General features: G+C 61.0%; 22 protein-coding genes. 14 read left to right on the forward strand and 8 right to left on the reverse strand.

Features of this window, described 5'->3' with window-relative positions; all coding sequences use genetic code 11:
* Positions 1-25: 25 nt before the first annotated feature.
* Together AB4N64_RS26265 and AB4N64_RS26270 are read right to left on the reverse strand one after the other, a co-directional pair.
* Positions 26-2,437, reverse strand: a complete 2,412-nt coding sequence (locus AB4N64_RS26265; protein ID WP_460119903.1) for a penicillin acylase family protein — start codon at positions 2,435-2,437, stop codon at positions 26-28.
* Between the two features lie 113 nt (positions 2,438-2,550).
* A complete protein-coding gene (locus AB4N64_RS26270) occupies positions 2,551-3,132 on the reverse strand; it encodes a DUF6436 domain-containing protein (RefSeq protein ID WP_460119905.1) in 582 nt (193 codons plus the stop codon).
* A 97-nt stretch (positions 3,133-3,229) separates the two neighbouring features.
* Between AB4N64_RS26270 and bipL the strand changes: the two genes are divergently transcribed.
* A complete protein-coding gene (gene bipL / locus AB4N64_RS26275; protein ID WP_460119907.1) occupies positions 3,230-4,177 on the forward strand; it encodes a phospholipase BipL in 948 nt (315 codons plus the stop codon).
* Positions 4,178-4,322: 145 nt separating this feature from the next.
* Here bipL and AB4N64_RS26280 read toward each other — a convergent pair whose 3' ends face one another.
* Positions 4,323-5,075, reverse strand: coding sequence for a hypothetical protein (locus AB4N64_RS26280; RefSeq protein ID WP_460119909.1), 753 nt, complete (start codon positions 5,073-5,075; stop codon positions 4,323-4,325).
* Between the two features lie 108 nt (positions 5,076-5,183).
* Between AB4N64_RS26280 and AB4N64_RS26285 the strand changes: the two genes are divergently transcribed.
* The gene (locus AB4N64_RS26285; RefSeq protein WP_460119911.1) at positions 5,184-5,816 is read left to right on the forward strand and encodes a 2OG-Fe(II) oxygenase; all 633 of its coding nucleotides are present in this window, start codon (positions 5,184-5,186) and stop codon (positions 5,814-5,816) included.
* A gap of 2 nt (positions 5,817-5,818) precedes the next feature.
* A complete protein-coding gene (locus tag AB4N64_RS26290; protein ID WP_460119913.1) occupies positions 5,819-6,304 on the forward strand; it encodes a 2-thiouracil desulfurase family protein in 486 nt (161 codons plus the stop codon).
* Between the two features lie 63 nt (positions 6,305-6,367).
* Here AB4N64_RS26290 and AB4N64_RS26295 read toward each other — a convergent pair whose 3' ends face one another.
* Positions 6,368-6,946, reverse strand: coding sequence for a transporter substrate-binding domain-containing protein (locus AB4N64_RS26295; protein ID WP_460119915.1), 579 nt, complete (start codon positions 6,944-6,946; stop codon positions 6,368-6,370).
* A 135-nt stretch (positions 6,947-7,081) separates the two neighbouring features.
* On the opposite strand from AB4N64_RS26295, the gene AB4N64_RS26300 reads away from it, so the two are divergent.
* A complete protein-coding gene (locus AB4N64_RS26300) occupies positions 7,082-7,507 on the forward strand; it encodes a DUF4399 domain-containing protein (protein ID WP_460119917.1) in 426 nt (141 codons plus the stop codon).
* 55 nt (positions 7,508-7,562) lie between these two features.
* Here the strand turns inward: AB4N64_RS26300 and serA are convergent, their stop codons facing one another.
* Positions 7,563-8,792, reverse strand: coding sequence for a phosphoglycerate dehydrogenase (serA, locus tag AB4N64_RS26305; RefSeq protein ID WP_460119919.1), 1,230 nt, complete (start codon positions 8,790-8,792; stop codon positions 7,563-7,565).
* 204 nt (positions 8,793-8,996) lie between these two features.
* Here serA and AB4N64_RS26310 point away from each other — a divergent pair, with 204 nt between their 5' ends.
* From AB4N64_RS26310 to AB4N64_RS26325, 4 genes are all read left to right on the forward strand, one after another.
* A complete protein-coding gene (locus AB4N64_RS26310) occupies positions 8,997-10,391 on the forward strand; it encodes an FAD-binding oxidoreductase (protein ID WP_460119921.1) in 1,395 nt (464 codons plus the stop codon).
* A 22-nt stretch (positions 10,392-10,413) separates the two neighbouring features.
* Positions 10,414-11,079 carry a fumarylacetoacetate hydrolase family protein gene (locus AB4N64_RS26315; RefSeq protein WP_460119923.1) on the forward strand — a complete coding sequence of 222 codons (666 nt, stop codon included), beginning with the start codon at positions 10,414-10,416 and terminating at the stop codon, positions 11,077-11,079.
* Between the two features lie 187 nt (positions 11,080-11,266).
* A complete protein-coding gene (locus AB4N64_RS26320) occupies positions 11,267-12,196 on the forward strand; it encodes an SdiA-regulated domain-containing protein (RefSeq protein ID WP_460119924.1) in 930 nt (309 codons plus the stop codon).
* Positions 12,197-12,312: 116 nt separating this feature from the next.
* Positions 12,313-13,221 (forward strand): SdiA-regulated domain-containing protein, encoded by a 909-nt coding sequence (locus tag AB4N64_RS26325; protein ID WP_460119926.1) that lies wholly within the window; start codon positions 12,313-12,315, stop codon positions 13,219-13,221.
* A gap of 131 nt (positions 13,222-13,352) precedes the next feature.
* Here the strand turns inward: AB4N64_RS26325 and rpiA are convergent, their stop codons facing one another.
* Positions 13,353-14,027, reverse strand: a complete 675-nt coding sequence (gene rpiA / locus AB4N64_RS26330) for a ribose-5-phosphate isomerase RpiA (protein ID WP_460119928.1) — start codon at positions 14,025-14,027, stop codon at positions 13,353-13,355.
* Positions 14,028-14,174: 147 nt separating this feature from the next.
* On the opposite strand from rpiA, the gene ilvA reads away from it, so the two are divergent.
* Entirely contained in the window at positions 14,175-15,689 is a 1,515-nt protein-coding gene (ilvA, locus tag AB4N64_RS26335; RefSeq protein ID WP_460119930.1) for a threonine ammonia-lyase, biosynthetic, read from the forward strand.
* A 39-nt stretch (positions 15,690-15,728) separates the two neighbouring features.
* Positions 15,729-16,154, forward strand: a complete 426-nt coding sequence (locus tag AB4N64_RS26340; protein ID WP_460119932.1) for a DUF2269 family protein — start codon at positions 15,729-15,731, stop codon at positions 16,152-16,154.
* A gap of 126 nt (positions 16,155-16,280) precedes the next feature.
* Here AB4N64_RS26340 and AB4N64_RS26345 read toward each other — a convergent pair whose 3' ends face one another.
* Positions 16,281-16,937 carry a histidinol-phosphatase gene (locus AB4N64_RS26345; protein ID WP_460119934.1) on the reverse strand — a complete coding sequence of 219 codons (657 nt, stop codon included), beginning with the start codon at positions 16,935-16,937 and terminating at the stop codon, positions 16,281-16,283.
* A 143-nt stretch (positions 16,938-17,080) separates the two neighbouring features.
* Here AB4N64_RS26345 and AB4N64_RS26350 point away from each other — a divergent pair, with 143 nt between their 5' ends.
* Positions 17,081-17,560, forward strand: coding sequence for an RNA pyrophosphohydrolase (locus tag AB4N64_RS26350; protein ID WP_007897732.1), 480 nt, complete (start codon positions 17,081-17,083; stop codon positions 17,558-17,560).
* A 22-nt stretch (positions 17,561-17,582) separates the two neighbouring features.
* Entirely contained in the window at positions 17,583-19,862 is a 2,280-nt protein-coding gene (ptsP, locus tag AB4N64_RS26355) for a phosphoenolpyruvate--protein phosphotransferase (RefSeq protein WP_460119936.1), read from the forward strand.
* 145 nt (positions 19,863-20,007) lie between these two features.
* On the opposite strand, the gene AB4N64_RS26360 is transcribed toward ptsP, so the two are convergent.
* Positions 20,008-20,754, reverse strand: a complete 747-nt coding sequence (locus AB4N64_RS26360; protein WP_460119938.1) for an NRDE family protein — start codon at positions 20,752-20,754, stop codon at positions 20,008-20,010.
* Between the two features lie 133 nt (positions 20,755-20,887).
* Here AB4N64_RS26360 and AB4N64_RS26365 point away from each other — a divergent pair, with 133 nt between their 5' ends.
* Together AB4N64_RS26365 and lgt are read left to right on the forward strand one after the other, a co-directional pair.
* Positions 20,888-21,670: a sulfite exporter TauE/SafE family protein gene (locus AB4N64_RS26365; protein WP_460119940.1), complete on the forward strand. Its 783-nt coding sequence runs from the start codon at positions 20,888-20,890 to the stop codon at positions 21,668-21,670.
* Between the two features lie 83 nt (positions 21,671-21,753).
* Positions 21,754-22,566, forward strand: coding sequence for a prolipoprotein diacylglyceryl transferase (lgt, locus tag AB4N64_RS26370; protein WP_460119942.1), 813 nt, complete (start codon positions 21,754-21,756; stop codon positions 22,564-22,566).
* The last annotated feature ends 37 nt before the right edge of the window (positions 22,567-22,603 follow it).

Below are 22,603 nucleotides of genomic sequence, written 5' to 3' on the forward strand. Positions count from 1 at the left end.
CATTGCCTGTACAGGCAATGAAAATCTAAGGGGCCACCCGCGCCGGCAACAGCTTCAACGTACCCCGAGTATTGGCCATCACCTCTTCATCGTTCAGATGCGCCTGGAAGTACAACCCTTCGATATACGCCTCCGCCTGGTCCTCATAATGCCTATCGAAAGGCACCCCACTCTGGCCCACCGGGTTGACGGTCAGGCTGTGGGTGGGGTCGGCGAAATCGATCAGGCGACGGGTCGAAGGCCCGTAGGTCACAGGCCATGGCGCCGGACCGATTTTGGCCGAGAGGTTATTCGGCACTTCATGGCTGCCGGGCGCGGCGAACGGGCCGACGTTGAAGATCCGGTCCAGCGGCTTCTGCTGTCCCAGCGGGTGGCCGTGAGTCAGGGTGTGGGCCTTGCCCCACTGCCACTGGGTGAAGTCGGCACCCAGCACGCTCTTGAGGTGAGCGAGGCTGGCTTGCCACGCCACCTTCACCGTGTCGGCGCGGGTTTCCCTGGCGGCCGTCGTGCGGTTGTCCCACCACGGCGAGTCGGCATTTGCCGCCAGGCGTGGCAGGGCGGCGTCGATCACTCGAGTCGAGAGCAACGTTTCGAAGAAGTCGTTGCCCAGCTCATCACGCATCGCCGCATCGGCCAGGTTGAACAGCAACTGGTTGAACAACGTGGCGCTGGTGGAGTCCAGCGGGTAGTCGCCTTGCCATTGCGCCAGTTGTTCCACCAGCTTCAGCTCGGCCGGGTCGCTGACCACTTCACGCAGCACCGGCAACAGCGGGGCGAGCAGGCGTGGGCCATAGGCGGTGGTGGTGCCCAGTTGCAGTTTCTGGCTGGTCTCCAGGTCCCATTTGACGGTTTTATCGCTGAGCTGCCGATTGAGTTGCTGACCGCGGTCAGCGAGGTTGTAGTAACCGGGAATCTCCATGCCGGTCGGTGATACCGGCTGGTAGTTGGCCGAGACGATGTAGCCCCGTGCCGGGTTTTCTTCCTGCGGGTTGGCGGTGAACGGGTAGAAACCCTCCTTGTCTGCTTGCGCACTGCTGCCATCGAGAATGAACCATGGCTTCACCCCTGCCGGGCGCTTGGGCAATTGCGCCGCAGCCCACCAGCCAATGTCGCCCTTGGCATTGGCCCAGACGACGTTCAGGCCCGGCGCATGGATCCTGGCTGCGGCCATGCGCGCCTTGACCAGGGTGTCGGCGCGATTTAGCTGATAGAAACCCTCGAGGATCGGGTTCTGGGTTTCAAGAAAGCCCCACCACATGGCGATTGGCGTCTTGCCGGCGTGGCTGCCCAGTGCATCGTTGACGATCGGCCCGTGGGGCGACTGGCGCAGTACCAGCGTGACGGGCGCCTGGCCCTTCACCGCGATCTGTTGCTCGCTGGTGACCAGATCCACCCACTGGCCGCGGTACCAGACCTGATTGGGGTTGTCGGGATTGACCTTCTCGGCGATCAGGTCCAGGTCGTCATTCTGGAACATGGTGATGCTCCAGCCGAAGTCGCGGTTCATACCCAGCGAAGCGAACGGCATCAAGGCCTGGTAGTGACCGTAGAGCTCGAACCCCGGAGCCGTGAGATGGGCTTCATACCACACGGACGGTGCGGAAAAACGGATATGCGGATCACCCGCCAGTAGTGGCTTGCCGCTCTTGGTGCGACTGCCGGCCACCGCCCAGGCGTTGCTCCCCTCGAACTGCGGCAAGCCGTTGTCGGCCAGGGCTTGCTCGCTCAGGCGGGCGAGGGCGTTGAGGTCTTTCCAGTCGCCGCTGGCAAGCGGCGGCACGGCGGCGCCGGAGTTTTTCTCCAGCACACCACTGGGCTGCCAGTCGAGGTCAAACACGTTGAGGTAATCAGCCCCCAGTTGATCGCGGACGTAGGTCAGCAAAGGTTCGGTACGAAACGCGGCGGCAAAGCTGTAGGCCATGTAACCGGCGATGCTGATGGTGTCCTGGGCGGTGAAAGGGCGTTTGGCGATGCCCAGCGCGTCGAACTCCGCAGGCTTGGCATGGCTGTCCTGGTACTGGTTAATGCCGTCCAGATAGGCTTGCATGGCGAGAAAGGCTGGCGATTGCTTATCGAGATTGGCCAGGTAAGTTTCGGCCCGTTCACGAATGCGCAGGCTGCGCATCAGCTTGTCGGTGTCGAGCAGTTTGGAGCCCAGCACTTCGGCCAGCTCGCCACGGGCGAGGCGGCGCAGCACTTCCATCTGGAACAGCCGGTCCTGGGCGTGCACGTAACCCAGCGCGCGGTACAGGTCGGTTTCGTTGTCGGCGCGAATGTGCGGGATGCCGCGCTCGTCGTAACGCACGGTGACAGAGCCTTGCAGATGCTGCAGCTCAACGATGCCCTGGCGCGTCGGTTGCTTGCTGTAAACGTAGCCGCCGACACCCACGGCGAGGACAACGATCAGCACGACGAGCGCAATCAGGAGACGTTTCATTCAGATTCCTTGTTCTTGTTATGAGTGACAGCAGTTCCCTGGCTGCACTGTTTAACACGACCCGTTGAATCGGCCCATCACCCGTAGGAGGGATTCTTGTCGCCTGGTTTTGCTTACTGCGCCTGATCAGCCGGCCATGGGCAGTAACAGCCCACGGCCAGTGTGTGCGTGGCACTCACTGGGCGGCCTTCATTCAACGCCTGGAGGATTGGCTCGATGAAGCTGTTGTTTGAATTGCAGGTGAGGCCCTCGCTGTACGGGCCGAAATACGCCAGCTTGCCGCTGCGATCCCAGATCGCCACGGCGGGGCTGGCCGGGATCTGCTCTGAGCCTGGCAGGACGCTGATGGATTTCAGGCCGCCCAGGTTGCTGGGCAACTGGCCATGGCTGCCGGCTTTTTGTACCGCGTAGAACTCGACGCCTTGCGGTTCGTAATGCTCGATCAATTCGCTCAGGTGTTGCTGGTTGCCGACGTTGCACGGGCAGGCCGGGTCCCAGAAGTGCACAAGGCGGATGGCGCCGGGGCCGGCCAGGTTGTCGGGCAGGTGCAGCGGGTCGCCTGAAAACAGCGCCGTGTGGGAGCTGAACGCACGCAGATAGCGCCCCTGGAACCAGTCGTAGGCCGCCCACAGCACACCGGCACAGAGAAGGGCGAGCAGGCTGGCAAGCAGAGTGGTGCGCAAGGACGATCGCATGGCGGGGTTTCCTCAGAGATCGCCCAGCTTGCCATGCTTGTCGCGACAGATGAATATCGCAGGCTTATAAAGTCCGCTTCGTGTTTTGGAATCGCTCATGCCCGCCACTTTCGACCCTGATCATCTGCGCGCCAGCCTTCGGCCCTTGGCCGAGTGGCAGCCGCTGTCCGAAGAGGCATTGGCGTACCAGCGGTTTTATGGCCTGGACTATCCCGGGCGACCGTTGCGCACGGGGCTTGGACGTTTCGAGGTGGCCGGCTATGAGCTGGTCAGCCAGGTGTGGTGGCCGGAGGTGGCCAAGGCGACATTGTTCATGTTCCACGGGTTTTATGATCACACCGGGCTCTACCGGCATGTCATCGCCTGGGCGCTGGATCAGGGTTTTGCAGTGATCGCCTGCGATTTGCCAGGGCACGGCCTGTCCAGTGGTGAGCGGGCGAGCATCGGTGATTTTTCCGAGTATCAGGACACCCTTCAAGGCTTGTTCGCCGAGGCCCGCTCGCTGGATCTGCCGCAGCCCTGGCACCTGTGCGGGCAGAGCACCGGCGGCGCCATTGTGGTCGATCACGTGCTCAACGCCGGCAGCGCAAGCCCGGCCCAGGGCCAGGTGATCCTGCTGGCGCCACTGGTGAGACCGCGATCATGGGCGTGGTCGAAATTCAGCTACTACCTGCTCAGGCCTTTCGTGAAAGGGATCGCCCGACGCTTCAGCGAAAACTCCAGCGACCCGCAGTTCCTCATGTTCCTGCAAGCCGACCCGTTGCAGGCCCGCCGTTTGCCGACGGCCTGGGTCGGCGCATTGAAACGCTGGATCAAGCGGATCGAAGCGGCACCGACCAGCACCCGGCAGCCGCTGATTGTGCAGGGGCAGCAGGACATGACGGTGGATTGGCCGCATAACCTTGACGTGTTGAAGGCCAAGTTCAATCGGCCGCAGGTGTTGATGCTGCCTGAGGGAAGGCACCATCTGGCGAACGAGTCGCTGGAGATGCGCAGGGAGTTTTTCGGGTTTTTGAGTCGGCGGGTGAAGGGCAGAAATGTGTAGCGATTGTTCCGGCCCCATCGCGGCGGTGCGACGATTCGACAAGCCCGCTCCCACAGGTGCTCTTGGTGTACACAATATCTGTGTTCACTGAAAAACCCTGTGGGAGCGGGCTTGCCCGCGATAGCGATCTAACTGGCGCCAAAGATCACTGGCTGAGGTTCGAAGAACTCTGCCCCACCGCCAACCCCGCGCGAATCGCCGCCAGCGCCGCCTGGTAGTAAGCCTGGCCTTCAGCCGACTCGGCGAAGGTGGCGAACTCTTCCAGTTCGTTATCCGACAGGTCGCGATAGACATACAACAGCGTGTTGTTCAGGTCGCTGCCGATCTGGTCCATCAATCGCTGGCGCTGACCGTTGAGCAGGCCTTGCGCCTGACCGCCGCCCAGGAGGCCCGGGATCATCGCGCTGAGGCTGTCGGCCGCGACGCCGGCAATCGCCAGGCTCACTTCCGCGCCGGCCTCGCGCGCGGGCAGGGCCTGTGCCAGATGGCCGATAATCAACAGGCGGCTGTCGCTGGCCTGGATTTTTGGCAGGCCCTTGGCGTTTTTCGCCAATTGATCACGGCGGGTGGCCAGCAACTCGGCAGCAACGATCTTCTTGCCCAGGGCCGACTGGAAAAAGGTCAGGGCCGGTTTCGGATCGGCGAGATTCTTGCGCAGTTGCGATTGGGCACGTTGGTCGACGGCTTGCGCTGCGAAACGTTGATTGCTGTTATTCACCAGGGCCTGAAACACTGCAGGCGGCAGGCTGTTCTGGTAACGCTGCTGAGCGGCTGCCAGGGCATCGTTGAAGTGCGCGCGTTGTTCTGGCCAGCCGGCGACTTTGTACAACTGGTCGTGGCCGTCTGCCCAGGCGGGCAAAGCGCAGAACATCAGCAGTGAGAAAAGCAAACGACGCATAGGGACTCCTGTCAGCAGCCGACTATTCTCCGTGCGGCATACCGACTTGTCGAGAATTCGTATCAAGCCGCCTTGTGGCTCTGTCGGAATTTCGGGTACAGGAATACTATGCGCGCCATGCAAATATCCTCTGATCACCCGCTGCTGTTACGTATCGTCGACGACCTGGCTGAACACGGCTGGTCGCAGCAGAATATTTTCCTGCCTCTGGATCTGACCCGAGCGCTGGCGGCTGAGTGCCGTAAACGTTCGGTCGAGGGTGAACTGACGCCTGCGGCCGTCGGGCGCGGGCCCACTTCGGAGATTCGCGAGGCGATTCGCGGCGACCAGATCCAGTGGATCGAACCGGGACAGGCCGAGGCGTGCGACCGCTACCTGGCGCTCATGGACAGCCTGCGTGAAGCGATCAATCGCGGCCTGTACCTGGGCCTGGAAGATTTCGAGTGCCATTTTGCGATGTACCCGCCCGGCGCTTTCTACCTCAAGCACCTTGATCGCTTCAGGGACGATGACCGGCGCGCGGTGTCGGCGGTGCTGTATCTCAATGACGCCTGGCTGCCGAACGAGGGCGGGCAATTGCGCATGTACCTCGAGGACCGTGGCGAATACGACGTACTGCCCACCGGCGGCTGCCTGGTAGTGTTCCTGTCCGGTGAGGTGCCCCATGAAGTGCTGCCCGCGACTCGGGATCGCCTGTCGTTGACCGGCTGGTTCCGGCGCCGTGGCAATGAGCCGTTCTGATCATGCACAAGATTCTGGTGAGCCGCTGCCTGTTGGGTCACCGCGTGCGCTACGACGGCGGGGCCAGCGGGCCATTTGATCAGCTTCAGCAGTGGCTCGATGAAGGCCGTGTCGTTCCGCTGTGCCCGGAAGTGGCCGGTGGCTTGCCGACGCCACGGGCAGCAGCGGAAATCCCGGGCGGGCAGGGGGCGCAAGTGCTGGATGGGCAGGCATCGGTCATCACCACCGAGGGCCAGGACGTCAGCGCGCAGTTCCTGGCCGGGGCACATCAGGCGCTGGCCTTGGTGCAAGCCCACGACATCCGCATCGCCGTGCTCAAGGCCAACAGTCCGTCCTGCGGCAACCGCCTGACCTATGACGGCACGTTCAACCGGGTGAAGGTCACCGGCGAGGGGGTGACGGCGGCGTTGCTCAAGCGCCATGGGGTGCGGGTGTTCAGTGAGCTGGAATTGGTTGAGGCGGCGCAGGCGTTGGCTGCACTTAACTAAAGGTCACCACACCCCCCTTCGCGAGCAAGCCCGCTCTCACGGTTGGTGTGTGATCTCCAGGCCTCAGGGCTTGACCCCATCCCCCGCCAGCCACTTCTTCTCCAGCGCCTCCAGCCGTCCATCGGCCTTGATCCGCTGCAGGGCGTTTTCCAGGCTGACATGGAACGCCGGATTGCCCTTCTGGAATGGAATCGCCAGGTTTACCTCTGCAGCGGCCTTGGGTTTCTCCTCCGCCAACGACTGCACCAGCAGTATCGACCGCGGCTCCTCGTCCTTTTGCGCAAGCAATTGTCCATCCACTCGAGCGTAAGGTTCGCTGAAGTCGAAACGATCCTTGAGTTCCGGGGTCAGTGCTATGTGGTTGATCGCGATGTCGTACTTGCCGCTTTCAACGCCGGCCAACAGATCGCTGGAATCGGTGACGACAAAATCGGCCCGTACATCCAGTTCGTTGGCCAGCAACTGGCCCAGTTCGACTTCAAAGCCCGAGAGGTTGCCGTCGTTCTTGAAATTGAAGGGCGGTGTATTAGCCTCAAGAGCAATACGCAATTCACCACGGTCGTTTACGTCGTCGATCAGTTCGGCATGGGCCAAAGGGCTCAGAAGGGGTAGCAGGCAGATCAGGCCAGGCAGAAAGCGCATGGTCACTCCTTGGAATTTCTTATGGCGACCCTTTGATTCAGGCTCGCTTTGCTATGGTTGTCGAGTGCCTTCGACAACGAATGGTCATGAAGTTGTCCTGACCACGCGAATTTTACGAAAAAACTGGAGAAGAGAATGAAATCCTTTATGTCACGTGCAGCTTTGGCTGGCCTGTTGATGGGTGTTTCGGTACTGGCCAGTGCGGCGACGCCGGCGCCGAAGGGTGCTGAAGTGTCCATCGTCTCTCCTGCGGATGGCGCCACGGTTCCCAAGACCTTCGTCGTCAAGTTTGCGGTCGAAAACATCGCGTTGGCGCCTGCCGGTGATGTGACCAAGAACACCGGCCACCACCACTTGCTGATCGACGTGGACAAGCTGCCAGCTGCCGGCCAGCCGATCCCGAACGATGCTAACCACCTGCATTTCGGCAAGGCGCAGACCCAGGCTGAAGTGACGCTGGAGCCCGGCAAGCATACGCTGCAACTGGAGCTCGGAGACAGCGGTCACATGCCGTTCGACCCACCGATCGTCTCGCCGAAGATCACCGTCAACGTCAAATGACGCAGGCATGAAAAAGGGAGCCCGAAGGCTCCCTTTTTTGTTGCTCGCATCGCGATCAGAACAGCACGCGGGACCGAATGGTGCCGTTGATGTGCTGCAGCTTCTCTTGCGCCAGGTCCGAGTACTCGGCGTCGACGTCGATGACCACGTAGCCGACTTTCTCGTTGGTCTGCAGGAACTGACCGGAGATGTTGATGCCGTTTTCGGCGAACACCTTGTTGATCTCGCTCATCACACCCGGAATGTTCTCGTGGATGTGCAGCAGGCGGTGCTTGCCAGGGTGAGCCGGCAGGGCCACTTCCGGGAAGTTCACCGACGATACCGAGGTACCGTTGTCGCTGTACTTGACCAGCTTTTCTGCCACTTCCAGACCGATGTTGGCTTGCGCTTCAGCGGTGGAACCGCCGATGTGCGGGGTCAGGATCACGTTGTCCAGGCCGCGCAGCGGGCTTTCGAACTCTTCGTCGTTGGAGCGTGGCTCCACCGGGAATACGTCGATGGCCGCGCCGATCAGGTGTTTGTCCTTGATGGCCGCTGCCAGGTGGTCCAGTTCGACCACGGTGCCGCGAGCAGCGTTGATCAGGATGCCGCCCTTCTTGATGGCACGGATTTCCTTCTCGCCGATCATCCACTGGGTCGCAGCGGTTTCCGGTACGTGCAGGGTGACGATGTCGGACATGCCCAACAGTTCGTGAAGGTTGCCGACCTGGGTGGCGTTACCCAAAGGCAGTTTGGTCACGGTGTCGTAGAAGTACACCTGCATGCCCAGGCCTTCGGCCAGGACCGACAGCTGCGTACCGATCGAGCCATAACCAACGATCCCCAGCTTCTTGCCACGGATCTCGAAGGAATTGGCCGCGCTCTTGATCCAGCCGCCACGGTGGCAGGAGGCGTTCTTCTCAGGGATGCCGCGCAGCAACAGGATCGCTTCGGCCAGTACCAGCTCGGCGACGGAGCGGGTGTTGGAGTACGGTGCGTTGAACACGGCAATGCCGCGCTCACGGGCCGCGTTCAGGTCGACCTGGTTGGTGCCGATGCAGAAACAGCCGACTGCGACGAGCTTCTTCGCGTGATCGAAGACCTCTTCCGTCAGTTGGGTGCGGGAGCGAATGCCGATGAAGTGAGCATCGGCGATCTTTTCCTTCAGTTGGGCTTCCGGCAGAGAACCGGTGAGGTACTCGATGCTGGTGTAGCCGGACGACTTGAGGACGTCGACAGCCGATTGGTGGACGCCTTCGAGAAGAAGGAACTTGATCTTGCTCTTATCGAGAGAAGTCTTGCTCATCTGCGTAAACCTGTATCCCGGAGAAAAATGGCAGGAAATGGTCAACAGACGCTGACCCGGACGGCTGGAGAGCCGTCTCCGCAGATTAGCCGTTGGGCGCTATGCTGCGGGGTCGTTATGCTAGCATACGAGCCCCGCTAAACACCCGTTCCTGCGACGTGAAGCGTTCTCAGGATGACCATGAATTGTTCGAGAGTTCTGTCGATGACCAGTCCTGCCCAGATTGAAGAACTGAAGACGTTGGTTGAGCCGGGCAAGGTCCTGACCGATGCCGATTCCCTGAACACCTATGGCAAGGACTGGACCAAGCAATTCGCGCCCGCCCCGACGGCCATTGTCTTTCCCAAGACCATCGAGCAGGTGCAGGCCATTGTCCGTTGGGCCAATGCGCATAAGGTGGCGCTGGTGCCCTCCGGCGGGCGCACCGGTTTGTCCGCCGCTGCCGTTGCGGCGAATGGCGAAGTGGTGGTGTCTTTCGACTACATGAACCAGATACTCGACGTGAACCTGACCGACCGCACCGCCGTGTGCCAACCAGGGGTGGTGACCGAGCATCTGCAAAATGTCGCCGAAGAGAAGGGCCTGTATTACCCGGTGGACTTCGCTTCCGCTGGTTCCAGTCAGATTGGCGGCAATATCGGCACCAATGCCGGCGGAATCAAAGTTATTCGCTATGGCATGACCCGCAACTGGGTGGCGGGCATGAAAGTGGTGACCGGCAAGGGCGACCTGCTGGAGCTGAACCACGACCTGATCAAGAACGCCACCGGCTACGACATGCGACAGCTGTTCATCGGTGCCGAAGGTACCCTCGGGTTTGTGGTCGAGGCGACCATGCGCCTGGACCGCGCACCGAAAAACCTCACGGCCATGGTGCTGGGCGCCGCCGATCTCGACTCGATCATGCCGGTGTTGCACGCCTTCCACGGCAAGCTCGACCTGACTGCTTTCGAGTTTTTCTCTGACAAGGCCCTTGCCAAGGTCATGGCGCGTGGCGATGTGCCGGCGCCGTTCGACACCGAATGCCCGTTCTACGCGCTGCTGGAGTTCGAGGCGACCACCGAGGAAGTGGCCAACCTGGCGCTGGAAATCTTTGAGCACTGCGTGGAGCAAGGCTGGGTGCTGGACGGCGTGATGAGTCAGAACCAGACCCAGTTGCAGAACCTGTGGAAGTTGCGCGAGTACATTTCCGAGACGATCTCCCACCGCACGCCTTACAAAAACGATATTTCGGTCACAGTGTCCAAAGTCACTGCGTTCCTGCAGGAAATTGATGAGATCGTCGCTGAAGACTACCCGGACTTTGAAGTCGTCTGGTACGGCCACATCGGTGACGGCAACCTGCACCTGAACATCCTCAAGCCGGAAGACCTGGGCAAGGACGAGTTTTTCGCCCGGTGCGCAACGGTCAACAAGCGGGTGTTCGAAACCGTCGAGCAGTACAACGGATCGATTTCCGCCGAGCACGGCGTGGGGCTGGTCAAGCGCGACTACTTGACCTACAGCCGCTCACCGGTTGAGATCGAGTACATGAAGGCGCTCAAATCGGTGTTCGATCCGAACGGCATCATGAACCCGGGCAAGATATTCGCTGTTTGAATCAATGAACCAGGAGTCGGTAATGAGCTATCAGCACCAGTATGTCGACGGTACGCGTATCCACTTTCCTTTGGGAAAAGTGGTGTGCATCGGGCGCAACTACGCCGAACACGCCAAGGAGCTGGACAACCCGGTTCCTACAGAGCCGCTGCTGTTCATCAAGCCAGGCAGTTGCGTGGTGCCACTGGAAGGTGGTTTCAGCATTCCCACCGAGCGTGGCTCGGTGCATTACGAAGCGGAAATCGCCGTGCTGATCGGCAAGCCGCTGTCGACCAAGCCTAGCCGCGAAGAAGTGCTGGACGCCATTTCCGGTTTTGCGCCAGCCCTGGACCTGACCCTGCGCGACAAGCAGGCCGAGTTGAAATCCAAGGGGTTGCCATGGGAAATCGCCAAGTCCTTCGACGGCGCTGCGGTGATTGCTCCATTCGTGGTCGGCAGCACGTTCGCTGACCTGACCGACATCGGCATCCGCCTGACCATCAACGGCGAAGTGCGTCAGGATGGCAACAGCAGCGCCATGCTCAACCCGATCGTGCCCATGATCCAGCACATGGCGGCCTGCTTCTCGCTGCAAGCCGGCGACGTAATCCTCACCGGCACGCCAGTGGGCGTTGGCCCGCTGAATGTGGGTGACGAAATCGTCCTCGAACTGCCAGACGCCAGCCGCTTCACCAGCAGCGTACGCTGATCTGCTTTGTAGGAGCGAGCGCCTCGACATGCTCGCTCCTACAGGGGCGGGGTGGTGAATAACAAGGCAAACCCGCCATTTGCCATTTTTTTCACATCCTCTCCGGATAATTCGTGGATTAACGGCGTCTGAGCCGGGCCCAACTGTGCTATTACCTCTAGCCTGAATTTCTGGAACGCATCTCTCGATGGCCACCCAACCGCTGCCTTCGCTCAAGACTGCCCGCCGCCCGCGTTTCTTCATGCGCTGGTATGCCTGGCTTTTGTTGGTTGCCGGCGCGGCGTACGGCCTGGCGTTTGCGATGCATTGGGATGACCGTGGCCTGCTCTGGGTAATGGAGCGCTTTGAAAGTACGGCAGAGCGCCAGGAAAGCATCTGGTTGCCGGACTATCGGGTGGTGATCGATGCCAAGGCGTTGCCGGGGATGGAAAAGGACGAAGCATCGGACCTTGCCTACGACCCGCAAACCAAGACCCTGTTCGCGGTCATGGGCAAGAACCCGTTCTTGGTCGAGCTGACCTTGCAGGGCGAGGTGTTGCGCAAGATGCCGTTGGTGGGCTGGAGCAATCCGGAAGGGGTGACGGTCATGGGGAATGGTCGGTTGGCTATCGTCGATGAACGCCAGCATTTGTTGGTCATCGTCAAGGTGGACGCCGACACCCGCGAGCTGAACATGTCCAACTTCGCAAAATACGACCTTGGCCCCTCTGCGGACCAGAATAAAGCCTTCGAAGCGGTCGTCTGGGATGCAAAAAACCAGCAGATGCTGCTGGGTGAGGAGCGCCCCGCAGCGCTGTTTACCTGGAAGAGTGCCGACGGTCAGACGCTGACTGGCGACAAACAAAAGCTGGCCAGTGACGAACTCGACATCCGCAACCTGTCGGCCCTGGCCATCGATCCTCGAACCCGGCATACCCTGGTGCTGTCTGCTGACTCTCATCTGTTGCTGGAGCTCGACGAGAAGGGCGAACAAGTGAGCTTCATGACCGTGCTGGGCGGTTTCAACGGGCTGAAAAAGACCATCCCGCGCGCTGAGGGCGTGACCATGGACGAGGCAGGCACGCTGTACATGGTCAGCGAGCCCAACTTGTTCTATCGTTTCGAGAAGCAGAACTGATCCGCGTTTTGTAGGAAGCGCGACGCTCAGTTGTAGGCTGGGGCTAATGGCCATTAAGCTTGGATTCAGACTGCCGTGGTATTTCATCCACCTGTTCTGATATCCGAGCCTTCCCGATGCGTCGATTTGCCCGTCCCAAACCCCTGATTCTGATCCTGCTGGCGATTGCGCTGCTCATCCTGCTCACCATCGGCCAGTACCTGCGGCTGTTCGAGCGCGCCTGGTTCAACCTGTACACGCTTTGGCAGCCGGAAAGCGCGCAGTCCATCGGGCTGGATCGCTACCTTGTCACCCTCGAAGGCCGGAGCATCGAAGGCCTGGATGACGATGTGTCGGCACTGACTTTCGATCCGGTGCGCAAAAGCCTGTTCACCGTCACCAACAAAAACTCGGAGCTCATCGAACTTTCGCTGCAAGGCCAGATCATCCGGCGCATTGCGCTGATCGGTTTCGGTGATCCTGAAGCCGTGGAGTTCATCAGCGCCGACACCTACGTGCTTACCGACGAGCGCCAGCAGCGGTTGATCAAGATTCATCTGGACGAAGACACCACCTTCCTCGACGCTGCCGACGCCGAACAGATGACGCTTGGCGTGCACATGAGCAGTAACAAGGGTTTCGAAGGCCTGGCCTATGATTCGGTCGGCAAGCGTCTGTTTGTCGCCAAGGAGCGCGACCCGATGTTGATCTACGAAGTGCAGGGTTTCCCCCATTACAACCCGGAAAAGTCGTACGCCGTCCACGTGGTCAACAACCCCAAGCGGGATGCGGGAATGTTCGTTCGAGACCTCTCCAGCCTGCAATACGACGAGCGCAGCGGCCATTTACTAGCGCTGTCCGACGAGTCGCGACTGATTCTGGAACTGGATGTCGACGGTCGCCCTTTGAGCACGATGTCGCTGAGCAAGGGGCGCCAGGGGCTGACGAAAACGGTGCCGCAAGCGGAAGGCATGGCCATGGATGACGACGGTACGCTGTATCTTGTGAGCGAGCCGAACCTGTTTTATGTGTTCAAGAAGCCCTAAGAACACAGAACCCCTGCAGGAGCGCGCACGCTCGCGATGGTGGCTCAGGCACCGAGGGGTGTCAGGCTGCCAGCGTTGCCTGTGCATTTCTTCGCGAGCATGCTCGCTTCTACAGGGTATTGGGATTGAGGTTACTGCGCCTTCAGCGTCTTCACGCCTTCGCTCGTGCCCAGCAACAGCAGGTCCGCCGGTCGCGCCGCGAACAAGCCGTTGGTGACCACGCCGACAATCGCGTTGATCTGCGCTTCCAGCTCCACCGGATTGGTGATCTGCAGGTTGAACACGTCGAGGATGATGTTGCCGTTGTCGGTCACAACGCCTTCACGGTAAACCGGGTCGCCGCCCAGTTTGACCAGTTGACGGGCCACGTGGCTGCGGGCCATCGGGATCACTTCCACCGGCAGCGGAAATGCGCCGAGCACCGGCACCAGTTTGCTGGCGTCGGCGATGCAGATGAAGGTCTTGGCCACGGCGGCGACGATCTTCTCGCGCGTCAGGGCCGCGCCGCCGCCCTTGATCAGGTTCAGGTGCTCGTCGCTTTCGTCGGCGCCGTCGACGTAGAACTCCAGGTCGCTGACGGTGTTCAGTTCGTACACTGGAATGCCGTGGCCCTTGAGGCGTGCAGCGGTGGCTTCGGAGCTGGCGACCGCGCCGTCGAAGGCGCCCTTGTGCTGGGCCAGGGCGTCGATGAAGCAATTGGCGGTGGAGCCGGTGCCGACCCCGACGACGCTCTTGTCATCGAGTTTCGGGAGGATGAAGTCGACGGCAGCCTGGGCCACGGCCTGTTTGAGTTGATCCTGGGTCATGCGGGCTCCGAAAGCGGGCAAGGGTAGACGGAAAGGCCCGCATTATAGCGCCATGATGGGTTAAAACCTCTTCATTCGTGTGGTCGCATGGCCGAAATGCGGGTTAGACTCCCCGGTTCCGCCCAAGCCGCCCAGTGATGCTTTCCGATGCTCGAACAGTACGTCAAGAAGATCCTCACCTCGCGCGTTTATGACGTTGCCGTAGAAACCCCATTGCAGACTGCCCGCCAGCTCTCCGAGCGGCTGGGCAACAGTATTTTGCTCAAGCGTGAAGACTTGCAGCCGGTGTTCTCGTTCAAGATTCGTGGGGCCTATAACAAGCTCACGCAACTGAGCGACGAAGAGCGCGCCCGTGGCGTGGTGACGGCTTCGGCGGGCAACCACGCACAAGGCCTGGCCCTGGCGGCAAAAGTACTGGGTGTGAAAGCCACCATCGTCATGCCCAAGACCACTCCGGAAATCAAGGTCGAGGGCGTGCGTTCGCGGGGCGGCAAAGTGGTGCTGCACGGGGATTCGTTCCCGGAAGCCCTGGCCTTCTCGCTGAAGCTGGTCGATGAAAAAGGCTACGTCTACATCCACCCCTACGATGACCCTCACACCATCGCGGGGCAGGGCACGGTGGCGATGGAGATTTTGCGCCAGCAACCGGGCCGCCTGGATGCGATCTTCGTGCCGGTGGGCGGTGGTGGCCTGATCGCCGGCATTGCGGCGTATGCCAAGTACCTTCGTCCTGAGATCAAAATCATCGGCGTCGAGCCCGACGACTCCAACTGTCTGCAAGCGGCCATGGCAGCGGGTGAGCGTGTCGTACTGCCGGCCGTGGGCATCTTTGCCGATGGCGTGGCGGTGGCCCAGATCGGTCAGCACACCTTCGATATCTGCAAGGATTACGTCGATGAGGTGATCACCGTCAGCACCGACGAAATTTGCGCGGCGATCAAGGATATCTACGACGATACCCGCTCGATCACCGAACCTGCCGGCGCTCTGGGCGTCGCCGGCATCAAGAAGTACGTGGAGCAGCGCGGTGTCACCGGGCACACTTTTGTAGCCATCGATTCCGGCGCCAACGTCAACTTCGACCGTCTTCGCCACGTCGCCGAGCGCGCCGAGCTGGGTGAGGGCCGCGAAGCCATCATTGCCGTGACCATTCCGGAAAAACCGGGCAGCTTCAAGGCATTCTGCGAAGCCATCGGCAAGCGCCAGATCACCGAATTCAATTATCGCTACAACACCGGCAGCGAAGCCCACATTTTCGTTGGCGTACAGACGCACCCGGAAAACGATCCGCGCAGCAAGCTGCTCGCCAGTTTGACCGAACAGGGGTTCCCGGTGCTGGACCTGACCGACAACGAACTGGCCAAACTGCACATCCGTCACATGGTCGGTGGTCGCGCGGCCCAGGTTGTGGACGAAGTGGTGCTGCGTTTTGAGTTCCCAGAGCGACCGGGTGCGTTGTTCAACTTCCTCAGCAAGCTTGGCGGGCGCTGGAACATCTCGATGTTCCATTACCGCAACCATGGCGCGGCGGACGGCCGTGTGGTCGCCGGCCTGCAAGTGCCCCACGAAGAGCGTCATCTGGTGCCGGCGGCGCTTGAGGAAATCGGCTACCCGTACTGGGATGAAAGCGACAACCCGGCCTATCAGCTGTTTCTTGGCTGAACGGCTACGCTGATGGGCAAGGCATAAGGAAATCGAACCATGGAAACATTAACCGCCCTGAAGATGGCGCATGTCGTGGCCACCGCGCTGTTGTTGCTCTGCGCGCTGGGCCTGGCGATTTGGGTCTGGCGCACGCGGCACCAAGGGGACACCACGGCGGCCAGCCGCACGTTGCAACGGCCGCGGGTGTTTGTCTGGCTGGTGATGGGGCTGGCGCTGTTGAGCTTGCCTTTCACGGGGTGGGCGATGGTGCACCGGGTGGGCTGGCCACTGGGCCAGACCTGGCTTCTGGCCTCCAGCGTGCTCTACACCGTGGCGGCACTGGCGTGGTTCTGGTTGCTGGTGCGCCTGAACAAGCTGCGCAAGACCCCGGGAGGCGTGGGCAGGTTCAGTTTCGCCCTGGCGTTGTTCAGTTTTGTCTGCTTTATCGCCATTGCGGGGTTGATGGGGGCTAAACCAGTCTGAAGCGTGCACCTTCCCTGTAGGAGCGAGCTTGCTCGCGATGGGGGACCGGACACCGCGGGGTGTCAGGCTGCCAACTTTATCGTTGGCGACCATCGCGAGCATGCTCGCTCCTGCAGAAGACGGTCATCAGTCGCGCAGACTGATGACCGGCCAGCCTCGTTTCTCGGCCTCGGCGCGCAAGTTCGGGTCCGGGTCCACTGCCACCGGGTTCGTCACCTGCTCCAGCAGCGGCAGGTCATTCATCGAATCGCTATAGAAATAGCTGTCTTCCAGCGAATGCCCGGTTTCTTCCAGCCAGCGGGTCAGGCGTGTCACTTTGCCTTCACGAAAGCATGGGATGTCGGTGCTGCGCCCGGTGTAGCGGCCATCGACCATTTCGCACTCGGTGGCGATCAGGGTTTCGACGCCCAGTCGTGCGGCAATCGGCCCGGTGACAAAACGGTTGGTGGCGGTGATGATCACCAGCTTGTCGCCCGCTTCACGGTGCTTGGCTAAAAGGGCCATGGCCTTGGGCAGCACGATAGGCTCGATGCAGTCGCGCATGTAATCCAGGTGCCATTCGTCCAGCGTGGCCATTTCGGTGCGACCGAGCACTTCCAGGCAAAAATTCAGGTAGGCGGCGTTATCCAGCTGGCCGGCGAGATAATCCTGATAGAACGCATCATTGCGGGTCTTGTAGGCCACGGCGTCGAGAAAGCCGCGTTCACACAGGTAATCGCCCCAGGCGTGGTCACTGTCGCCGCCCAGGAGGGTGTTGTCCAAGTCGAATAAAGCCAGGCGCATTGCGGTTACTCGCTGAAAAGTCTGTAGAAAGGCGCCCAGAATACGGACTTTTCACCAGAGTGCACATAAGGTCGGTCGGCGCGTTGCTGCCTTCACGACCTTTGTGGAACAATGCGGCGACATGCGTTTGCGAGGTTGTTGCCGTGATCGACCCCGATGGTTTCCGCCCCAATGTCGGGATCATTCTCACGAATGATGCCGGACAGGTGCTATGGGCTCGCCGTATCAATCAAGATGCCTGGCAGTTTCCGCAAGGGGGAATCAACCCTCAGGAGACGCCGGAAGACGCCTTGTACCGCGAGCTGAACGAAGAAGTGGGCCTGGAGCGCGAGGACGTTGAAATTCTTGCCTGTACCCGCGGCTGGTTGCGCTATCGTTTGCCGCAACGCCTGGTCCGTACCCACAGCCAACCGCTGTGCATCGGCCAGAAACAGAAATGGTTTCTCCTGCGCCTGATCTCCAACGAGCAGCGGGTGCGGATGGATTTGACCGGTAAACCGGAATTCGATGGTTGGCGCTGGGTCAGCTATTGGTATCCGTTGGGCCAGGTGGTGACATTCAAGCGCGAGGTGTATCGACGCGCTCTCAAAGAGCTTGCCCCGCGCCTTTTAGCGCGCGACTGACGACGGAGTTCGACCCCGAGCCATGCTCAATACGCTGCGCAAGATCGTCCAGGAAGTTAACTCCGCCAAGGATCTCAAGGCGGCGTTGGGGATTATTGTGTTGCGCGTCAAAGAGGCCATGGGCAGCCAGGTCTGCTCGGTCTACCTGCTTGATCCCGAGACCAACCGCTTTGTGCTGATGGCGACCGAGGGCTTGAACAAGCGCTCGATCGGCAAGGTCAGCATGGCACCCAACGAAGGTCTGGTCGGCCTGGTCGGCACGCGTGAAGAACCCCTGAACCTCGAAAACGCCGCGGATCACCCGCGCTACCGCTACTTCGCCGAGACCGGTGAAGAGCGCTACGCCTCATTCCTCGGGGCGCCGATCATTCACCACCGCCGCGTCGTCGGCGTGCTGGTCATCCAGCAAAAGGAACGTCGCCAGTTCGATGAAGGTGAAGAAGCCTTCCTGGTGACCATGAGCGCGCAGCTCGCCGGGGTTATCGCCCATGCCGAGGCCACCGGCTCGATCCGTGGCCTTGGCCGTCAGGGCAAGGGCATTCAGGAAGCCAAGTTCGTCGGTGTGCCGGGTTCACCGGGCGCGGCCGTCGGTACGGCGGTGGTCATGCTGCCACCGGCCGACCTTGACGTAGTGCCAGACAAAACCATCGTCGACATCGACGCGGAACTCAAGCTGTTCAAGACCGCCATCGAGGGTGTGCGCGCCGACATGCGCGCGTTGTCCGCCAAGCTGGCCACCCAGTTGCGGCCCGAAGAGCGGGCCCTGTTCGACGTCTACCTGATGATGCTGGACGACGCGGCGCTGGGCAATGAAGTCACCACCGTAATAAAGACCGGACAGTGGGCCCAGGGCGCTTTGCGTCAGGTGGTCACCGATCACGTCAACCGTTTCGAATTGATGGACGACGCCTACCTGCGTGAGCGGGCCTCGGACGTCAAGGACCTGGGGCGCCGCCTGCTCGCCTATTTGCAGGAAGAGCGCCAGCAGAACCTGGTCTATCCGGAAAAAACCATTCTGGTCGCCGAGGAACTGACCCCGGCCATGCTCGGGGAAGTGCCGGAGGGCACGCTGGTTGGCCTGGTCTCAGTCCTCGGTTCGGGCAACTCTCACGTCGCGATCCTGGCGCGGGCCATGGGCATCCCGACCGTGATGGGCCTGGTCGATTTGCCGTATGCCAAGGTCGACGGCATCGAGATGATCCTCGATGGCGTGCGCGGTGAAGTCTTTACCAACCCGAGCGATGTACTGCGCAAGCAGTTCGCTGAAGTGGTGGAGGAAGAGAAACAGCTGGCGCTGGGGCTTGATTCCCTGCGCGACCTGCCTTGTGTGACCGTCGATGGTCACCGCATGCCGCTGTGGGTCAACACCGGCCTGCTGGCCGACGTGGCGCGTGCGCAGAAGCGTGGCGCCGAGGGAGTGGGCCTGTACCGCACCGAAGTGCCGTTCATGATCAACCAGCGCTTCCCCAGCGAAAAGGAACAACTGGCAATCTACCGCGAGCAGCTCGCCGCGTTCCACCCGCAACCCGTGACCATGCGTACGCTGGACATCGGTGGCGACAAGGCGCTGTCGTACTTCCCGATCAAGGAAGACAACCCGTTCCTGGGCTGGCGCGGCATCCGCGTCACCCTCGACCACCCGGAAATTTTCCTGGTGCAGACCCGGGCGATGCTCAAGGCCAGCGAAGGCCTGAACAACCTGCGCATCCTGCTGCCGATGATCTCGGGCATCCACGAACTCGAAGAAGCGTTGCACCTGATTCACCGGGCCTGGGGCGAGGTGCGCGACGAAGGCACCGATGTGCCGATGCCGCCGATTGGTGTGATGATCGAGATTCCGGCAGCGGTGTATCAGACCAGGGAGCTGGCGCGGCAGGTGGACTTCCTGTCGGTCGGCTCCAACGACCTGACCCAGTACCTGCTCGCCGTGGACCGCAACAACCCGCGGGTGGCCGACCTCTACGACTACCTGCACCCGGCGGTCTTGCAAGCCCTGCAAACCGTGGTGCGCGATGCCCATGCCGAAGGCAAGCCGGTGAGTATTTGCGGCGAGATGGCCGGCGATCCGGCGGCAGCGGTGCTGTTGACCGCGATGGGCTTTGACAGTCTGTCGATGAACGCCACCAACCTGCCAAAGGTGAAGTGGATGCTGCGCCAGATCAACCTGGACAAGGCCAAGGAGCTGCTGGCAGAGCTGATGACCATCGACAACCCGCAGGTTATCCACAGCTCGTTGCAACTGGCGCTGAAGAACCTTGGATTGGCGAAGATGGTCAATCCGGCGGCGGCGAAGGCGGTCTAGATCGGCGGTGCGCCCATCGTCGGAGCGCCGCCCGGAGCAAGCCCGCTTCCACAGTGTTCGGTGTGAAACACAAATTGTGTGTACACCAAAAAAACCTGTGGGAGCGGGCTTGCCCGCGAAGGCGGCAGCCCAAACACCACAAAGCCTAGATCCTGACCTCAACCTCCCCAAGATGCCCGCCATACGGCCCAAAGCTGCGCTCAACCAGATGCCGCGCCCCATCCGCCTGCACGATCAACGCCGTACTCGCCCGGGTCCCATAGCTCTGGCTGGCAATGAAAACACTCGACAGCAGCGACTCGGTCGCCAACCCCACCCCGGTGTCCGGCAATTCGGCGAACGGCGCGGTCTGCGCGTCGCTCAGCAAGGCCAGAAGCTTCTCGGGTTGGGGATCGTCCAGCAACGTCTCCAGCCCCGCCCGCGCCTTGAGCAATTTGGGCCAAGGAGTGTCCAACCCGGCATTGGACAATCCGTAGACGCCCGGCGGCAATAAAACCGCCTCAGCGTCCCGGGCGTGGTAATGCCACAGTTCGTTGGCATTGCCGACCAGCAGGTTGAACCCGGCATATTCCAGCGAACGTCCGACAACGTCGTCCAGATAGTCATCAATGGGCATATCGCCTGCGAGAAAGCGCGCCACCAACTCGCCACGGGATTTGCGTGCCGCAGGTTGATGAGGGTCACGAATATTGGTCAATGCTGCAAAACGCCTGTTGGCGCCGACACCGAGCCAGGTGCCGCCAGCCTCCAGATCGCGACCGGCATAAACCTGTGGGTTTTCTTCCCATTGCGCCAGCGGCAGGCTGGGCCGGGCGTAGAATTCGTCACGGTTGGCCGCAACGATCAGCGGCTGGGCGTGACCCGGGCGCCAGGCAAAGACAATCAGGCACATAAGGTGGTCCTTGTGTGTTTTTTGCCCACTCTACGCAGACATCGCTCATCGTTCCATCGGCTTGCACAGTGGAGCCAAGTGCCATGCATCCGTTACCATGCCGCGCAGGTTTAATGGTGTACAGGGATCGCCCATGGAATTTCTGCTCTATCTGGCGCTTGGCGCCTGCGCAGGTGTGCTGGCCGGTCTGTTTGGCGTGGGTGGCGGGATCATCATCGTGCCGGTGCTGGTGTTCAGTTTCACCTTGCAGGGCTTCGATGCTTCCATCCTGACGCACCTGGCGGTCGGTACCTCGCTGGCGACGATCATTTTTACCTCGGTCAACGCGGTGCGCGAGCATCATCGTCGGGGCGCCGTGCGCTGGCCGATCTTTGCGTGGATGACCGTTGGCATTCTGCTGGGTGCCGGTTTTGGTGCGCTGACTGCGGAGGCGATCTCCGGTCCCAACCTGCAAAAGATCATCGGCGTGTTCGCCCTGGTGATCGCGGTGCAACTGGCGTTGGACTTCAAGCCCAAAGCCAGCCGAACGGTGCCCGGCAAAGTCGGTCTGACCCTCGCCGGTACGGTGATCGGCTGGGCCTCGGCGATATTCGGAATTGGCGGTGGTTCGTTGACCGTACCGTTCCTGACCTGGCGCAGTGTGCCGATGCAGCAGGCCGTGGCCACTTCATCTGCCTGCGGCTTGCCGATAGCTCTGGCAAGTGCATTAAGTTTCATGATTCTGGGGTGGCACGATCCGTTGTTGCCGGCCCATAGTCTCGGTTTTGTTTACCTGCCGGCGCTGCTGGGCATTGCCCTGACCAGCATGATCTTTGCTCGATTGGGTGCAAGGTTGGCCCACAAGCTGTCGCCGCGCTTGCTCAAAAGGCTGTTCGCCGCTTTGCTGTTCTGCGTCGGTTTGAGTTTCCTGCTCTGACGCACCGCACAATCCTGGCTTAATCCTGGCATGACAGCGTCCGCCGGGAATTTTGAAAGTTTTAACGCTAATGAGGAGTCGCAATGCTGCCTTACCCGCAGATCGACCCGGTGGCCCTGGCCATCGGTCCGCTGAAAATCCACTGGTACGGGTTGATGTACCTGATTGGCATCGGCGGTGCGTGGCTGCTGGCATCGCGCCGGCTCAACCGCTTCGACCCGACCTGGACCAAGGAAAAACTTTCCGACATGGTGTTCTGGATGTCGATGGGCGTCATTGTCGGCGGTCGACTGGGTTACGTGCTGTTCTATGACCTGAGCGCATACCTGGCCAACCCGATGCTGATCTTCGAGGTGTGGAAGGGCGGCATGTCGTTCCACGGTGGTTTCATCGGTGTGATGCTGGCGGCGTTGTGGTTCGGCAAGAAGAACAACAAGTCGTTCTTCCAACTGATGGACTTCGTTGCGCCGATGGTGCCGATCGGCCTGGGTGCCGGGCGTATCGGTAACTTCATCAACGCTGAATTGTGGGGCAAGGCGACCGACGTGCCATGGGCCATGGTCTTCCCGCCGTTCAGCGATCCGGCTCAATTGCCGCGCCATCCGTCGCAGCTCTATCAATTCGCCCTGGAAGGCGTCGCGCTGTTCCTGATCCTGTGGCTGTTCTCGCGCAAACCGCGGCCAACCATGGCTGTGTCGGGGATGTTCGCACTGTTCTATGGCATCTTCCGTTTCATCGTCGAATTCGTCCGCGTACCGGATGCGCAACTGGGCTATCTGGCCTGGAACTGGCTGACCATGGGTCAGGTGCTGTGTGTGCCGATGATCGTCGGTGGCCTCTTCCTGATCTGGCTGGCCTACAATCGCGCACCGGCGCCGCCAGCGGCTGCCGCCTAAATTCGAACCCCGGGGATTGCGCCCCGGGTTCAAGGAC

Source organism: Pseudomonas sp. S2_C03 (assembly GCF_054668405.1).

Bases quoted from the DNA above. Each gene is read 5' to 3' on its own strand.
- AB4N64_RS26300 (WP_460119917.1), top strand. From the start codon at position 7,082: ATGAAATCCTTTATGTCACGTGCAGCTTTGGCTGGCCTGTTGATGGGT.
- AB4N64_RS26265 (WP_460119903.1), bottom strand. From the start codon at position 2,437: ATGAAACGTCTCCTGATTGCGCTCGTCGTGCTGATCGTTGTCCTCGCC.
- AB4N64_RS26365 (WP_460119940.1), top strand. From the start codon at position 20,888: ATGGAATTTCTGCTCTATCTGGCGCTTGGCGCCTGCGCAGGTGTGCTG.
- AB4N64_RS26315 (WP_460119923.1), top strand. From the start codon at position 10,414: ATGAGCTATCAGCACCAGTATGTCGACGGTACGCGTATCCACTTTCCT.
- AB4N64_RS26270 (WP_460119905.1), bottom strand. From the start codon at position 3,132: ATGCGATCGTCCTTGCGCACCACTCTGCTTGCCAGCCTGCTCGCCCTT.
- rpiA (WP_460119928.1), bottom strand. From the start codon at position 14,027: ATGACCCAGGATCAACTCAAACAGGCCGTGGCCCAGGCTGCCGTCGAC.
- serA (WP_460119919.1), bottom strand. From the start codon at position 8,792: ATGAGCAAGACTTCTCTCGATAAGAGCAAGATCAAGTTCCTTCTTCTC.
- AB4N64_RS26295 (WP_460119915.1), bottom strand. From the start codon at position 6,946: ATGCGCTTTCTGCCTGGCCTGATCTGCCTGCTACCCCTTCTGAGCCCT.
- AB4N64_RS26340 (WP_460119932.1), top strand. From the start codon at position 15,729: ATGGAAACATTAACCGCCCTGAAGATGGCGCATGTCGTGGCCACCGCG.
- AB4N64_RS26285 (WP_460119911.1), top strand. From the start codon at position 5,184: ATGCGCGCCATGCAAATATCCTCTGATCACCCGCTGCTGTTACGTATC.
- AB4N64_RS26325 (WP_460119926.1), top strand. From the start codon at position 12,313: ATGCGTCGATTTGCCCGTCCCAAACCCCTGATTCTGATCCTGCTGGCG.
- ilvA (WP_460119930.1), top strand. From the start codon at position 14,175: ATGCTCGAACAGTACGTCAAGAAGATCCTCACCTCGCGCGTTTATGAC.
- bipL (WP_460119907.1), top strand. From the start codon at position 3,230: ATGCCCGCCACTTTCGACCCTGATCATCTGCGCGCCAGCCTTCGGCCC.
- AB4N64_RS26320 (WP_460119924.1), top strand. From the start codon at position 11,267: ATGGCCACCCAACCGCTGCCTTCGCTCAAGACTGCCCGCCGCCCGCGT.
- AB4N64_RS26290 (WP_460119913.1), top strand. From the start codon at position 5,819: ATGCACAAGATTCTGGTGAGCCGCTGCCTGTTGGGTCACCGCGTGCGC.
- AB4N64_RS26280 (WP_460119909.1), bottom strand. From the start codon at position 5,075: ATGCGTCGTTTGCTTTTCTCACTGCTGATGTTCTGCGCTTTGCCCGCC.
- lgt (WP_460119942.1), top strand. From the start codon at position 21,754: ATGCTGCCTTACCCGCAGATCGACCCGGTGGCCCTGGCCATCGGTCCG.
- AB4N64_RS26345 (WP_460119934.1), bottom strand. From the start codon at position 16,937: ATGCGCCTGGCTTTATTCGACTTGGACAACACCCTCCTGGGCGGCGAC.
- AB4N64_RS26360 (WP_460119938.1), bottom strand. From the start codon at position 20,754: ATGTGCCTGATTGTCTTTGCCTGGCGCCCGGGTCACGCCCAGCCGCTG.
- ptsP (WP_460119936.1), top strand. From the start codon at position 17,583: ATGCTCAATACGCTGCGCAAGATCGTCCAGGAAGTTAACTCCGCCAAG.
- AB4N64_RS26310 (WP_460119921.1), top strand. From the start codon at position 8,997: ATGACCAGTCCTGCCCAGATTGAAGAACTGAAGACGTTGGTTGAGCCG.